Genomic DNA, 15,034 nt, shown 5'->3' on the forward strand with positions numbered 1-15,034 from the left:
GAGAAGGGTGAGCGCGTCATTGCCAGACGCGATGTTCGAAGGCGTTGCCGTTGACCATCACCCAGGCCTCGATCACGCCACGGCGGTTGCCGAGGTAGCAGCTGAGACGGCCGCCGTAGCTGCCGTTGCCGTCCATCGTGATCGAGTACGGGCCACCCCAGACGCCGCCGTAGGTGCCGTCGTTGTTGTTGCACTGGACCGAGATCGTCTGCCCCGGATCGAAGTCCTGCGCATTGAGGTAGAAGTACGCGCAGGTGCCGTCGTTGCAGTTCGGCTGGCCGTTCGCGTTGCCGGTCGAGGTGACCCAGGCGCGGGGGTTCGGCTTCGCGCCGGAGGTGCCGGCCTCGGACCGGGTGATCTTCTGCCCTTCGGTGTCCGTCACCTCGACGTCGATCGTGTGGCGCTGGCTGTAGCCGTTACCCACGGTCTCGTTCCCGGTCGGGCCGACGTGCTGCCAGCTTCCCCCATCGATACGGATGCGCACGACCTGGATGCCGCGTCCGTTGGCCGACACCCTCGCATCCCACCCGAACGTCACGCTCTTCGCATTCGAGTTCACGGTGACCGACGGCTGTTTCAACGGACCGTATGGGTTGCCGGCGATCTGTCCGGATGGATCGCTCGCGTAGGTCGCCCCCTCGACCGTCGCGACCGCGCGTACCCGCACGTTGTAGTTGGTGCCGTTGGAAAGCCCGGTCACGACGTTGTTACCCGGCATCGCCGCCCAGCTGCCGCCGCCGTTGAGGGAGTACTGGTACTGCACCTCGCCCGCCTTGGCGCCGTTGAGCGCACTTCGCGACCAGGTGAGCGTGAGCGAACGGTCGCCGGGTGTGACAGCCGAGAGCACAGGAGCGTCCGGTTTGTTCACCCCACGACGTGGAGCGGACATCGGACTCCACTCGCCCCAGTTCGCCTTGTTGTGCGCACGGATGCGGTAGGTGTACGGCGTCTCGGATGTCGGAACCGAGACTGCCTGCGTTCGCGTGGAGGCCCCTGGCGTAAGCGTGTCGCGGAGCGTTCCTCCCTCCCACACCTGCAGCTGGAAGGCATCGATCGGATCACCGTTGGCGTTGCCCGGGTTCCAGCTCACCTGCATCTGCGCCTGGCTGCCCACCGCCTGCAACTGGGTCACCGTCGGCGCGGCCGCGGGCATCGGAGGTCCTGCCGGCACCTCGACGGCAGACCAGCCGCTCCAGCTCGACGGCTCGGGGGCGCGGTTGTGGGCCTGCACGCGGATCTGATAGTTCGATCCGTTCTCGAGGCCTTCCCAGGTCATCGAGTTGCCAGTGGCCTGCTTCTGCGAGACACCGGACGGTGGCGCAGGAGAGATCTCGAGCGTGTAGCTCTCGACCGGCGAACCCGGGGTCGTCGGGGTGGCCCAGGCGACCTTGAGCGACTTGTCGCCGAAGGACAGGGTGGGCGGGTTCGGGGTGTCGGGACGAGCGTCGGGGCGCGCGACCGCCGAGGTGCCAGACGGCTTCGACTCGCCGACGCGGTTCGTCGCGGTCACCTGGAAGGTGTACTCGACGTTGTTGGTCAGGCCGTCGAGCGTGCAGGTCGTCGACCGGCATTCCTTCGTGTACGCGCTGCCGCCGACCGACTTGACCGTGTACTTCGTGATCTCGGCGCCGTTGTTGGAGGGCGCACCGTACGAGACGACGACGGTGCGGTCCTGCACGCTCGAGACGGTCGGAGTTCCGGGAGCCTCCGGCACGCCCTGCACCGTGACGACGATCTGGCCGTTGGCCTCGCGGTCGGCATCCTTCGTCGCATCCTGGATGCGGTAGCGCACGACCATGGTGCCGACGAAGCTCGGGTCGGGTGTCACGACGACCTGATCGCCCTTGACGGTCGCGCCGCCTGAGCCCGATTCGGTCACGGCCGTCATCAGCTTGAGCGGCTTCTCAGGGAAGGGGTTGTAGTCGTTCGCGAGCACCGGAACCGTGATGCTCTTGCCCTGATCCGCTTCCGAGATCGTGTCGGTGTTGGCGGCGGGCAGCGGTCGGGTCGAGGCGCCGACGCGCACCGTCACCGTACCGCTGACCGGCTCGGTCGTCCCATCGGTCACCTCGATCTTCAGAGAGGCGACGGTCCCCTTCTCGACATCGGATGACGCTTCCACGAGCAGGTCGGAACCGTCGACCTTCGCCGTGATCCCCTTGCCGGCACCGCTGACGTACTTGAACTTGTGCTTGCCGTCGTCTTCCGGATCGGGGTCGGTCGTCAACGCGGCGAGGTCGAGCGTCGAAGCCTTCTCCCCCGGTGCGACGATGACCTCCGCGCCGATGAACTCTGGCTGCTGGTTCTCGGGCGGCAGGACGTTGATCGGAATGCTCAGCGTGGCCTTGCGCCCCTCGGGATCGTCGGGGCCGGTGCCGTCGGTCACCTCGAAGGTCAGCGAGTCCTGTCCGAAGTAGCCGTCTGCCGAGGTGTAGACGAGCGTCGTCTCGTCTTTCACGAGGTCGTCGCCGTTCGCGTACACGGCGTTCACCTTGGCGTGCTCGGTGATCCGCGCGGCTCCTCCGCCGGCCACGGTGACGAACTTGGAGAGCGGGATCTCCTTCGTCTCGCCGCTCATGACCTCGAGCGGCTTGGTCGAGTCGAGGATCGGCCGCAGATCCGACTCTGCGGGGACGAAGATGAAGGCGGACGCGGCAAGGTCGTCCTGGTCGGTGACGGTGTAGCGGATGAGCTGGAGATTCTCCGTCACGGTCACCCGCACTTTGCCGTTCTCGAGCTGCGTCGCGCCTTCGCCGAGTACGAGCTTGAGCCGATCGGTCGTGCCGTCCGGGTCCTCGTCGTTCTTGAGGATGTCGAGGTCGGCGCTCAACGTGCCGTCGGTGAGGTCGGTCGGACGCACCCGATCGTCGCGGGCGATGGGCGCCTGCAACGGCACGTTCTCATCGACCGTGATCTGCAGCGCTGCTGTCGCGGTCGCTCCTCGCGCATCGCGGATCGTGTACTGCAACGAGGTCTCGAGCTCGCGGTTCGGCGCCTGCACCAGCACACGGTCACCGGAGACGCGGGCCGTGATCCCCGTGTCGGTCGGTACTTCGAGACCGTCCTTGACGAGGGTGATCTTGTCGCCCTCGGGGTCGGAGTCGTTCGCCATCACCGGCACCGAGATCTCACGGCCCGGACGCACGACGACCGCATCCTTCACTGCGAACGGCCTCTGGTTGATCTGCTCGCCCGGCGCGATGCCCACGCGGATCGTGGCGATGCCCTCTTTACCGAGACGGTCGCGCACCCGGTAGCGGAACACGTCGACGCCCGATGAGTCGTCGAACGCCTCGTAGGTGAAGTAGTTCTGCGCGGTCTCGACGATGCGCCCCTTGGTGGGGCTCGAGGTGATGTCGATCAGCTCGACCGAGTCGCCATCGGCGTCGATGCCATCCAGTGGAACCGCGATGTTCGCGGTCGACCCCGCGAGCACGCGCGCCACCAGATCCTGCGGACGAGGGGCGGCGTTCGTGTCCGCATCGACCGGAAGGATCTGGATCGTGACGTACCCGGCGTCCTTCTGCTGCCGGGAGTCGACGGCCTCGTAGGTGAGGTAGACGGTCTTCGCCACAGGGCCGGCCTTGAAGCGGATCGTGTCCTGCGAGACGAAGGCCTCGCCGTCCTCGGGGTCGATGAGCGGCTCGACCAGCTCGGGGACGACATGCATGACATCGTCGTTCGGATGCGTGTCGTTGTCGAGCACCGGGATCGTGACGACGTCGCCCGCACGCACGACCGCCGTGTCGTCGTTCACGACCGGTTGGAGGATCTTGTCCGGCGCGGGGATCGGGATCACCACGACCTCGCCCTCGGCGGATTTCGAGCCGTTCGAGATGCGGTACTTGATGCGCGCCTGATCGGTGAGCGAACCCTGGTCGGTGATGCGAAGGGTCTCGTGGTTGATGACCGACACCGAGACGCCGGCGTCGTCGTCGATCGAGACGGACTGCACGACGAGGATGCCGCCTGCGGGGTCGACGTCGTTCGCGAGCACGCCGATGAGCACATCGCCGCCCGTCGGCAGCAGCGCGACATCGCGGACCGCGACCGGAGGCAGATCGGTCTCCGACGCCTCCAGCACGTCGATACGGACGATCCCCTCGCCGCTCTCTGGACCGGCGGTCGCGAGATACAGCACGTAATAGGTGCCGGGGGCGTCGGCCATGAAGCTGAACGTCTTATTGGGCGCGTCCGGCAGCACGGTCGCTCCGGGCACCTCGTTCACGCGGCCGAGACGCAGCAGCTCTCGTCCGGAGCTGGTGTCGTTGGCGAGCGGGGCGACGGTGATCTGTTCGCCGACGCGGGTCACGACATGGTCGGCGTTCGTCTTGGGCTTCGTCGACCCTTCGGGGCGCACATCGAGCATCACCGTGGCTGTGGCGGTCTCGCCGTATCCGTCGGCGACCGTGACCTGGACCTCCTTGCGACCCTGCTGGCTCGCCGTGGCCTTGTAGGTGATCTGCCCGTCGGTGCTGAAATCGACCTCGTCGCCGGGGGCGGGCACGACGTCCTTGAGGTAGACGTCGTCACCCTCGGGGTCGATCCAGTCCGGAAGGATGTTGTACGAGATCGTGCCGCCGGTCTCGACCGTGAGAGTCGTCGTGCGCTTGGGCACCGGAGCGGTGTTGATGCTCTTGTCGTAGACGGTCAGCGTGACCGCAGCGGTGTCCTTGCCCCCGCGTCCGTCATCGGCCTCGTACGTGAAGGTCGTCGAGCCCGAGGCGCCGTCCTCGGCAGCGATCTGCAGCGATCCGCCGTTCTGGACCTGCTGGATCGTGCCGATCGAGGGCTGCGCCTCGGCCAGCGTCGCGACCAGGACGTCGCCGTCCGGGTCGTTGTCGTTGTCGAGCACCGGGAGCATCGTCGTCACGCCGGGGCGCACACCGAACGTGTCGTCTTCGGCGATCGGAGGAGTGTTCTCCTCCTTGCGTTCGGGGAGCGTCGTCTCGACGGTCTCCTCGGTCGAGTCGTCTTCGTTCTCGGTCTCGCCCTCGGGCGGGGTGAGGTCGTTCCAGTTGTCGACGCGCTGCAGGCTCTCATTCGCCAGCCACGCGGCACCGCCCACGGCGTCGTTGAGGATGATGACGTCGCGGTTGACACGGAACACGAGGCTCTTGGAGTCCTCGGCACCGTCGACGTGTGCGTTGACGTCGTTGGTCGTCCCTGGGCACTCGCGGATGAACGTCGCCGTTCCCGCCCACGCGCCGTAGGTGCATCCACGCAGCCACACCGGAGCTGCCGGTGTTCCGTTGCCGCCCGCGTCGACCTCGGTCGGCTCGCTGCCGTCGAGGGGCACGCTCACGAGGGCACCGGCGGTCGAGATCGCCACCGTGCCCGCGTCTTCAGACGCCTGCTGCAGCACGGCCTTGTCGGCGCCGGGGATCTCGGTGCGCAGGCCGCCGGGCGAGGTCACGACGCCCGCCTTCCGGTCGAGCACGACCGGCGTGCGGCCGACCACCGTGATCGTGGGCTTCGCCGCCCCGTCGATCTCGCCGACGGACGCGGTCGACGCATCGAGCGCCTCGCCCTCCTTGTCGACGGGGACGGTGACGACCTCGCCGCGTTCGGAGGAGAGCCCGTAGACCGTGCCGTCCTTGGCGACGGCGACATCGGCATCGGCGCCGAGCTCCGCATCCGGGTCTTTGACCTCAGGCTCGAACGACGCGACACCCTGAGCAGGGACGACCCACAGCTCGCCGGTCTTCTGGTCGAGGATCGCCGCCGTGCGGTTGCCGAGTGCGACCTTCGAGGAAGACGGGATGCCGGCGGAGTCGCCGAGCGAGACGCGTGCGGGATCGACGGCGGTCAGGGTCGAGGCGTTCTCGTCCACGACGAGGATGTTGCTCGTGTCCTGCAGGATGTCGTAGTTCTCGCCCGTGGTGCGCAGACCGCCGTCGAGAACTGTCGACTCGTTGTTGAAGTGCCCGACGAGCAGGCTCGACGTCTTGGTGATCCAGACGCCGCCGTCGTTCAGATCGACCTTGGTGGTGGGGAAGCCCTCATAGCTGAAGGCCATGGTGGTGATGGCGATGACGCCGACCGTGACACCGGCAGCAGACGCCAATGTCTTGGGTCGTGCGCGCATCCATGACAACGCCTTCATACCCGGTTCCCCCCAGGGTGACAATCTCGGATTGACTCGTTCGCGGGTCCGACGGACCCACGGAGCACCCGTTCATACTAACTGCGTCCTGGAATACCGCTCGATGGGGAGATTTGCCCATCGAGCGGTACTCGATCAGAACCGCTCAGCCGCGAGCTCTGCGGCGCCGGATGAGGAGGCATCCACCGAGGGCCAGGAGCAGCAGACCGCCGCCGAGGAGATACCAGCCAGGCTCACCACCCGTGGTGGCCAGGTCTCCACCCGTGGCGTGCTCACCGGCACCACCGGACCCCGGCGTCTGCCCACCCGATCCGTCCACGGCGCGCGTGACGGTGATCGCCGTCGTCGACTCCGTGCCGTCCGGCAGGATCACGGCGAGCGTGTGCGCACCGGCCGGTGTCGCGGGCGGGATCGTGACCGCGGTGCGGAAGCTCCCCTCTGCCGTCGTCGTGACCTGCCCCAGCCGCACGGGCGTCGAACGCAGTTCGACGACGAGCTCGGCGGCGGCGGGGAAACCGGTGCCCGAAATGGTCAGCTGCCCACCCGCCTCGACCGTCTGCGCACTCAGCTCGAGAGCCGGATCGACGGGATCGACCGGATCGACCGGATCGACCGGATCGACGGGGGCAGCGGTCGGCAGCGGAACGTCGACGTGCTTGATCTCGGTCGCCCCTGTGGTCGAGAAGGAGTACGCCGTGACGCGGACCCGGTCGTCATACAGCGCGGCGCGGAGACCGACCGGGTCGGCACCGCCGACGGCCTTCTCCTCCCAGTCGCCGCTCGGTCCGTACATCGTCGTCACCGCTGCGGTGTTCACGACCGTCGGCGCATGAACGAGCGTCGGGTCGGTGCGCAGCTCCGTGCTCCAGTCGTTCAGCGTGGGCGACCAGTGCGTGTGGCTGTTGAACATGATGACGTTCGGGTTCTGCTCGAGGAGGGCAGCGAACCGAGCCTCCTCCTGCCCGTAGTCGTTCTTGTAGAACCGCGCATACGACCCGGAGACCGAGTACGGCAGCAGATGGTGCGAGAAGAGGAGCACCGGCTTGTCCTGCGCACGCCAGTAGCCGAGGCGGTCGCGCAGCCAGGTGAACTGCTCCTGACTGAAGTCGACGAACGGGCCGGAGCCGGTCTTCGCCGCGTAGTCGTAGAACTCGCTGCCGATCCAGATCAGCGGAAGCTCACCGTCGACGAGCACCTCGCCCCACAGACCGCCCTGTCCGCCGATGTCGCGCATGCCCGTCGACTCGAGGAAGCGCTTCTGATAGGTGCTCGATCCGTCACTGCCGTAGTACTCGTGGTTGCCGATCGTCGAGACGACGGTGTCGTATTCGCCGCCACCGCCCGCAGCGAGCGCTGCGAGGTAGGAGTCGTAGTTCGCGGTCGAGCCGTTGCTCACCAGATCGCCGTTCGACACCAGCACGTCGGCGGTCTGCGACATCGCGCGGAATCCAGGCAGCACGTTCTGGCTCAGCCGGGTCGTGGCACCCTGCACGTCGCTGAAGATGTCGACGACGGCCTTCGCATCGAGGCCGGTGGCGAGTGCAGCGAGCGGACGCACGACCTGCACGTCGTCGAGCATCCACGATCCCGCGGCGCCCGGCGCATCGAAGGCGAATCGGACGGTCATCGCGGATGCTCCGGCGGGAACCGTGACGGGCAGACGAAGCTGCGCGGACTCTTCATCGGCGTCGGAGAGTGCGCGCAGCACGGTCTCGGTCCCGTCGTCGAACACGGCTGTCACGGTGCCCTGCTGCGTTCCGCCGCGCTTGCGGTAGTGACTGTCGAGGCGCACCTCCAGCGCGTCCCCCGACTTCACCGAGATGGGAGCCGAGGCGAGCGTTCCGGAGAACGGGCCTGCCGTCGCCTCGGCCACGGCGATCCGACCGGATGCGCGGGTGAAGGCGTGCCGACGATCGGTACCGTACTGCGCGACCACGCTGTCAAGATTCGACAGTGCCCATGCGCCCGTCGTGGTCCAGGTCTCCTTCTCGAACCCGTCGAACCAGAGCAGCTGTTCGGTCGTCGACGAGTCCGGATCCCCGGCGGCGAGCACGGTGATCTGGAGCGACGTCGAGACGATTCCCGCCCCGGCGAGCGACAGCGGCACGTATCCGGCGGCGAGGTCGCCGGGCAGCGCGACGGCGAACGACGTCTCGCCCGCCGCATCGGCGACGGGGATGCCCGGGACGACGACAGCGGAGTCCCCCAGCGTCGCGATCAGCTGCTGGCCAGGGCGGAGTCCACCGACCTTCACCGGCACCGTCGCTCCCGCCTTCGCGACGGGTTTGGCGGCAGAGAGGATGCGCGGCGTCGAGTCGGCCGGCGGTGCCTCACTGATCTGCACATCGTCGATCATCCAGAACCAGTTGTTGCTGCTCTCGGCATACGACCACCCGACCGTCACGGAATCGACGTCGGCCGGGACGGCGACAGAGACAGTGACCTGCTCATCGAGGCGGTTGCGGTCGAACGACTCGACCACCACGGGTGCGCCGCCGTCGAACCGCGCGACCAACTGCGCGGTCTGCGGGGCCTGGCCCTGTTTGTAGTGGCTGTCGAAGGTCACCTGGACCGCGCCGTCCTGGCTCTGCAGGTCCAGTGCCGGCGCCCAGAGCACCGAGCTGAAGCGCCCCTGGGTCGGGCGGTTGGAGTCGGAGTGCACGACCGCGGTCATCCCGTCGGCACGCGAGAAGGATCCGCGATCGCCACTGTTGCCCCACACCGAAACGACTTCCGCCGGCGTATGGAATGACCAGCCCTGCCAGTCGGCGCGCATCCCGGTGACGTTGGTGTTCTCGATGGCCCACCCGGTCGGAGGGCCGGCCGGTGTCGCCCCGGTGAAGCCTTCGGTCAGGGGTACCGCGGCGGCGAAGGCGGGCGTCGCCGCACCGCCGACGAGCAGGGTGAGGGCGCAGGTGACCGCGAGGGCACCGATACCGCGTCTGGTTCTCATGTCTCTTCCTTGGAGTTGGTCGACTGCCGATGTCGGCGGAAGCGGGGTGGAGGAATTCCTGGTCTCTTCCGAGCATGTTGAGAGAAAGTAGTCATGACAACTTTTTCGGGCGATATTCGCCGATTGTTCACTGAACTGCGGCAGAGTGAACATGTGCCGCTCGCCATGAAGGCAAGTAGTCACGACAACAGGAACCAGGAGCAGAGTGAGCAGACCACTGCACGAGCAGCTGTACGAGCAGATGCTCGAACGCATCCGGAGCGGCGAATGGCCCGAGGGCGAGAGAGTGCCGAGCGAGCACTCCCTGATCGCCGAGTTCGGCACCTCGCGGGGGCCCATCCGACAGGCTTTGGCGACCCTCCGCGCCGAGGGCGCCGTCGACGGCGGGCGCGGTGCGCCGCCACGGGTCAGAAGACTGGTGCCGACACAGTCGTTCCAGACTTTCGTCTCGTTCACCGACTGGGCGCGGTCGATCGGCCGGTGGCCGGGGCAGCGCGTGATCGAGGCTGCCCGCCGCCCGGCATCCGAGGCCGTAGCCGAAGACCTCGGCGTGGAGCCTGCAACCCCCATCGTGGAGATCGTCCGGCTGCGACTGCTCGATGACGAACCGGCGATGCTCGAACGGTCGGCCTTCCCGTTCGACGTGGGCATGCTCCTGCTGGCCGCCGATCTCGACACCGGAAGCATCTATCAGGCGATGAAGGAGCACGGATGCGCGCCCGTCCGCGCGCGCCACGTCTTCGACGCGGTGCCGGCGGACGACCTCGATGCGGCAGCGCTCGCGGTCTCGCTGTCGACGCCGCTGTTACGGGTACGGCGAACAGGATGGGCCGAAGACGGCTCTCTCGTCGAGGTGGCGGATGACCGCTACCTGCCGACGATGGCCAGCTTCGCCGTCGAGAACACCTCCGACGCGCGCTCCGCGCTCACCCGGGAGACCGGCGAGCGCTGAGCATCGACGGAGCCGACGTCACGCTCGCCAGCACCCCATGATGTGATCGTCGACCATCCCGCCCGACTGCATCAGGGCGTACATCGTGGTCGGTCCGACGAAGCGGAACCCACGACGACGCAGTTCCTTGCTCATCGCCGTCGACTCGGAGGTGACCGCCGGGACGTCGGCGAACGACGCCGGCCTGGTGCCTGACGCTGCCGGGGCGAACGACCACATCAGCTCGTCGAACTCGCCCTCGGCCATGCACCGGACGATGCGGGCGTTGCCGATGGTCGCCTCGATCTTCGCGCGGTTGCGGATGATGCCGGCGTCGCCCATCAGACGCTCGACGTCGGACTCGTCGTACTCGGAGACGATCTCGGGGTCGAAGCCCGCGAACACCTCGCGGAACCGCGGGCGCTTGCGCAGGATCGTGATCCACGAGAGCCCCGCCTGGAAGCCCTCCAACGCCATCTTCTCGAACAGCGCGCGGTCGCCATGCAGCGGGGTGCCCCACTCCTCGTCGTGGTAGCGACGGTACTCGTCGTCGTCGCCCACCCAGGCGCAGCGATCGCGGGCGTCGGGGCCCGTGAGAAGAGATGTCATCCGCTCAGGCTATCCGCGGCGACCGACAGCGCGGCGTGTGCTCAGCGCGCGAGGTACTTGTCGTACGACGAGAGCAGCGGCTGCGAGCGCGGGTCGGCCACCGCAGCGGCACCGACAGCGCAGGCCGCGGCGAGCGCGGTGGCGGCGGGGACCCCCGAGGCGAGACCGATCGTGAGGGCTGCGCAGAACGCATCCCCCGCACCGACGGTGTTCTCGACGGTCGTCTTGACCGCCGGAGCCGATGCGACCTCCACGCCGGACTCGAACAGCCGCGCACCGTCCGCACCGTAGGTCACGGCGACGCGCCTGGCCGTGCGCAGTGCCGGGATCAAGGCATACTCGGTCTCGTTCACGATGATCAGGTCGGCGCGCTCCAGAACGGCGTCGGGCAGATCGCGCGCCGGAGCGGCGTTGACGGCGAGGTACCCCTGCACCTGCTCAGCCAGCGCGACGACGAGGTCCATCGAGATCTCGAGCTGCGCGAGCACGGCTTCGTCGGCGGCGAACACGACACCGTCGAGGTCGATCTCGCCGTTCGCACCCTCGCACACCGCGATCTGGTTCTCGCCCTCGCGATCGACGACGATCAGGGCGACGCCGGTGGGCTGATCCCGGGTCTGGATGCTGGTGGTGTCGACGCCGGCCGCATCGAGCTCCGAACGCATCCAGGCGCCGTCCGCGTCGGTGCCGACAGCTCCGATCATGCGGACCGTCGCCCCGAGTCGTGCGGCGGCTGCCGCCTGGTTCGCCCCCTTCCCACCGGCCTCGCGGACGAGACGGCCTCCACCGACCGTCTCTCCTGCCTGCGGAAGACGGTCGGCGCGGGCGGTGAGATCGACGTTGATGCTGCCGACGATGGTGAGCAGAAGAGATGTAGGCACGAAGGCTCGCAATCAGGAGGTGGTCTGGACGACGGAGAGGTGGCCGACCCGCGACGAGACGATGCACTTGGCGAGGTACACGGGTCGTCCGGCGGTGGTCACGGTCTGCGTGAGGATGAGCACGGGGTCGGTCGGCCTGAGGCCGAGGAGTGCTCCGCGCGAGGCGCCGACGACGTTGACCGTGATCTCGCACACTGCCGAGTCGAAGGCGACGCCGGTCTGCTCACGCAGGGCAGCGAGCACGCTCGACGATGAGGCCGCGGCCGCCTCGAGCCCGTCGGCGATCTCCTGGCTGATGTCACTGAGGTAGCGCCCGGCCGGCAAGTGCTCCTGCAGGATCGCGACCGGTTCGCCGTGCCGCTCGACGACGGCCTCACGGAACCAGGTGTTGGCGGCGGGATCGAGGGCCAGCTTGCTCGAGGTGAAGTCGGTCGTGGACTGCAGGTCGAAGCTGATGGTGCGCACGACCACGTCGTCTTCGCCGTCCGAGAGGGCCTGCTCCAGGGGACGGAGCTCCTCCAACCCGACGCGTGGCAGGTCATCGGCGACGAATCGCCCGATGCCGCGGCGCGTGATGATGAGCCCGTCCTCCTCCAGCAGCATCAGCGCCTCGCGCACGACGGTGCGGCTCACACCGAGTGCGACGCCCAGCTCAGTCTCACGCGGCAGGGCGGATCCGAGTTCGAAGACCCCGGAGCGGATGCCGTCGGCGATGCGGGAGTACACCGCCACGCGGAGCGGCTGTCCGACGGTACTCGTCAGGCTGCGACCGAGGAACTGGTCGATCTCCTTCGTCATGCCGATACCCCTTCGTGTTCGCTCGAGCGCGAGCGCCTCTCGTATTCAAGCACGAGAACACCCTTGTTGACGATGTTAGACCGGAGAGGTATAACATCGTACAAGCCTCACCCGAGGGCATCCATGACGAAGGAGTCTCCGTGCATACCCAGACCATCACTGCATCCCCGGGCGCCGCTGCCCGCGAACCCGTGCGCGGAGGCCGCGCCGTCGGACTGGTCGCGACCCTCATCCTCGGAGTGCTCTCGTTCCAACTGAACGCGAGCATGATCACGCCGGCGCTGCCGGACATCGCCGCGCAGCTCGGTGAGGACATCGGCCAGGTGTCGCAGGTGTCTTCGCTGTTCTTCGTCGCCGGCGCCGTCGGCGGTGTGGTCCTCGGCCGCTGGAGCGACTTCATCGGCCGCAAGCGTGCGCTGTTCGTCGTGCTCGGCATCCTCTCCGTCGGCACGCTGCTGTGCCTGTTCGCCCCCAACCTGACCGTCCTGCTCATCGGACGCGTACTGCAGGGTGCGTCCAGCGCCGCGTTCCAGCTCGCCTACGTGATCCTCAGCGAGTCGCTCAGCGCCAAGGTGTTCGGCACGACCCTCGGCATCATCACCGCGGTCAACGGCGGCGTCGGCGGTATCGACGGCTACATCGGCGGACTGCTGAGCCAGACGTTCGGCTTCCGCTCGATCTTCGTCGTCATCTTCATCGTCGGCCTCATCGCGATCGTCTGCGTGGCCCTGGTGATCCCGAACTCCACCACCGGAGCCTCCACCGGGAAGATGGACTGGTGGGGCGCCGCCGTTCTCTCGATCGCCCTGATCAGCGTGACCTACTTCGTATCGTCCGGCCCCAGCGCCGGCTGGCTGGCACCGATCACGCTCCTCTACCTCGCCGGCACCATCGGGGCGCTGGTGGCGTTCTGGTTCGTCGAGAAGCGCCGCACCACCCCGCTGATCGCCGTCGAGCACCTGCGCTCCCGCCAGGTCTGGCCCGTGGTCGCGACGACCGTGCTCACGCTGGCCAGCGTCTTCGCCGTCATCAACTTCACGGTGGTGCTGCTCAGCCAGGACACCGCGAACGGGTTCGGCCTGGATCCTGCGACCTCGGCGTTGCTCTTCCTCGCACCTCCCGCGTTGATCGGCGTGTTCGCCGCGCCGATGTCGGGCTGGCTCGCCGGCCGCAAGGGGTGGATCCCGATCCTGCGCATCGGCATGATCGCCTGCCTCGCACTGCTCATCGTGATCGCGATGATGCCGCAGAGCTTCTGGGTCGTCTTCGCCATGATCGCGCTGCTCGGTGTGACGTACAACGGCATCGTGCTGACCACGATCAACGGCCTCGGCGTCGTGCAGTCCCCCGCCGAAGCTCCGGCCGCGCTCCCCGGCCTGAACGGCAGCGCTTTCGGCATCGGTGCCGGTCTCGGCATCGGCATCGTCGCGCCGTTCGCCGCGCAGGGAACGACCGGCGGCTACGTCACGGCACTGTGGATCTCCGTGGGGATCACCGCTCTCGCCCTCATCACCAGCTTCCTCATCAAGCCTCGGATCTCGACCGAGAGCTGAACCATCGGGCGGCCGCACCCGCGGCCGCCCTCCCGACCACCGGAGCACTTCATGTCCCACACCCCCGCCCGCCCCGTCTACTTCGACTGCGACACCGGCATCGACGACTCCCTCGCGCTCGCCTACCTGCTGGCCTCGCCGGAGATCGAACTCGTCGGCATCGGCACCGTCAGCGGCAACACCAGCGCCGCGCAGGCCGCCGTGAACACGCTCAGCCTGCTCGCGCTCGCGGGTCGCACCGATGTGCCCGTCGCCATCGGGCAGCACGACTTCCTCAGCCACCCCTTCGACGGGGGCGCCCCGCACGTGCACGGCGACAACGGCATCGGCAACATCGAACTGCCGGTGGCCGAGCGTCAGCCCGAAGATGAAGACGCCGCCCGCATGCTGATCCGTCTCTCGCACGAGTACCCCGGCACGCTCGAGGTGATCACGGTCGGCCCGCTGACGAACATCGCGACCGCGCTCGCACTCGATCCGACACTCCCCACCAGGGTCGCGAACCTCACCGCCATGGGCGGGGCGGCGCTCGTCCCGGGCAACATCACCCCGGTGGCCGAGGCCAACATCGGCAACGACCCGGAGGCCGCCTCCGCCACGCTGGCCGCCGGGTGGCCCGTCGTGCTCGTGCCGCTCGACGTCACGATGGAGAACGTGTTCGACGAAGACGACCGCGCAGCTCTCCTGGCCTCGGACGTGCCGCTCGCTCGGGCCGTCGGCGAGATGCTCGACTTCTACTTCGACTTCTACGTCGAGACCTACGGCGAGCGCAGCAGCGCCCTGCACGACCCGCTCGCCGCAGCGATCGCCGTCGGCGGTATCACCGCGACCAACGCACCGGCCGTCGACGTGGTGGTCGACACCTCGCAGGGACCGGCACGCGGTCAGGTCATCTGCGACCTGCGCGGCCAGCGCCGCGGACCGGTCGATCAGCCAGGAGCCACCGTGCGCGTGGTGCTCGGGACGGATGCTCCGCTCGCCCCCCACCTGGTCGCGCGCATGACCGCGGCCGAGGTGCTCGTCGGCTGAGGCTCCTCATCACCTGCCGGTCCGCCACACGGAGAGGGGGGGGGGGGGGGGGGGGGGGGCGGGCCCCCCCCCCCCCGGCGGCGGGGGGGGGGGGGGGGGGGCCCCCCCCCCCCCCCCCCGCCCCCCCGCGCCCGGCGCGGTGCAGCCCACCCCCGCACCAGCGCGCCGGGCGAG

At 68.3% G+C, this 15,034-nt stretch carries 8 protein-coding genes; 3 read left to right on the plus strand and 5 right to left on the minus strand.

From position 1 onward, the window contains the following. Nucleotides 1–16: 16 nt before the first annotated feature. Both ACIQTX_RS17785 and ACIQTX_RS17790 read right to left on the minus strand, forming a co-directional pair. Nucleotides 17–6,088, minus strand: a complete 6,072-nt coding sequence (locus tag ACIQTX_RS17785; RefSeq protein ID WP_402974667.1) for an Ig-like domain-containing protein — start codon at nucleotides 6,086–6,088, stop codon at nucleotides 17–19. Nucleotides 6,089–6,251: 163 nt separating this feature from the next. Further along, entirely contained in the window at nucleotides 6,252–9,059 is a 2,808-nt protein-coding gene (locus ACIQTX_RS17790) for a metallophosphoesterase family protein (protein ID WP_402974670.1), read from the minus strand. Nucleotides 9,060–9,264: 205 nt separating this feature from the next. On the opposite strand from ACIQTX_RS17790, the gene ACIQTX_RS17795 reads away from it, so the two are divergent. Further along, a complete protein-coding gene (locus tag ACIQTX_RS17795) occupies nucleotides 9,265–10,011 on the plus strand; it encodes a GntR family transcriptional regulator (protein ID WP_402974673.1) in 747 nt (248 codons plus the stop codon). A gap of 18 nt (nucleotides 10,012–10,029) precedes the next feature. Here ACIQTX_RS17795 and ACIQTX_RS17800 read toward each other — a convergent pair whose 3' ends face one another. Genes ACIQTX_RS17800 through ACIQTX_RS17810 form a run of 3 tightly spaced genes read right to left on the minus strand, consistent with a single transcriptional unit; the run spans nucleotide 10,030 to nucleotide 12,278 of the window. Then, nucleotides 10,030–10,599, minus strand: a complete 570-nt coding sequence (locus ACIQTX_RS17800) for a DNA-3-methyladenine glycosylase I (protein ID WP_402974676.1) — start codon at nucleotides 10,597–10,599, stop codon at nucleotides 10,030–10,032. 41 nt (nucleotides 10,600–10,640) lie between these two features. Then, nucleotides 10,641–11,480: a PfkB family carbohydrate kinase gene (locus tag ACIQTX_RS17805; protein ID WP_402974679.1), complete on the minus strand. Its 840-nt coding sequence runs from the start codon at nucleotides 11,478–11,480 to the stop codon at nucleotides 10,641–10,643. Between the two features lie 12 nt (nucleotides 11,481–11,492). Continuing rightward, the gene (locus ACIQTX_RS17810) at nucleotides 11,493–12,278 is read right to left on the minus strand and encodes a GntR family transcriptional regulator (protein ID WP_402974681.1); all 786 of its coding nucleotides are present in this window, start codon (nucleotides 12,276–12,278) and stop codon (nucleotides 11,493–11,495) included. 140 nt (nucleotides 12,279–12,418) lie between these two features. Here ACIQTX_RS17810 and ACIQTX_RS17815 point away from each other — a divergent pair, with 140 nt between their 5' ends. Together ACIQTX_RS17815 and ACIQTX_RS17820 are read left to right on the plus strand one after the other, a co-directional pair. Further along, on the plus strand, nucleotides 12,419–13,831 hold the full coding sequence (locus ACIQTX_RS17815) for an MFS transporter (protein ID WP_402974684.1): 1,413 nt from the start codon (nucleotides 12,419–12,421) through the stop codon (nucleotides 13,829–13,831). Between the two features lie 51 nt (nucleotides 13,832–13,882). After that, nucleotides 13,883–14,860, plus strand: a complete 978-nt coding sequence (locus tag ACIQTX_RS17820) for a nucleoside hydrolase (protein WP_402974686.1) — start codon at nucleotides 13,883–13,885, stop codon at nucleotides 14,858–14,860. The last annotated feature ends 174 nt before the right edge of the window (nucleotides 14,861–15,034 follow it).

This window comes from Microbacterium sp. NPDC090281 (assembly GCF_044769635.1).
Taxonomy (GTDB): Bacteria; Actinomycetota; Actinomycetes; order Actinomycetales; family Microbacteriaceae; genus Microbacterium.

Coding starts and splice junctions, on each gene's coding strand:
- ACIQTX_RS17785 (WP_402974667.1), bottom strand. CDS start 6,088: ATGCGCGCACGACCCAAGACATTGGCGTCTGCTGCCGGTGTCACGGTC.
- ACIQTX_RS17790 (WP_402974670.1), bottom strand. CDS start 9,059: ATGAGAACCAGACGCGGTATCGGTGCCCTCGCGGTCACCTGCGCCCTC.
- ACIQTX_RS17800 (WP_402974676.1), bottom strand. CDS start 10,599: ATGACATCTCTTCTCACGGGCCCCGACGCCCGCGATCGCTGCGCCTGG.
- ACIQTX_RS17810 (WP_402974681.1), bottom strand. CDS start 12,278: ATGACGAAGGAGATCGACCAGTTCCTCGGTCGCAGCCTGACGAGTACC.
- ACIQTX_RS17820 (WP_402974686.1), top strand. CDS start 13,883: ATGTCCCACACCCCCGCCCGCCCCGTCTACTTCGACTGCGACACCGGC.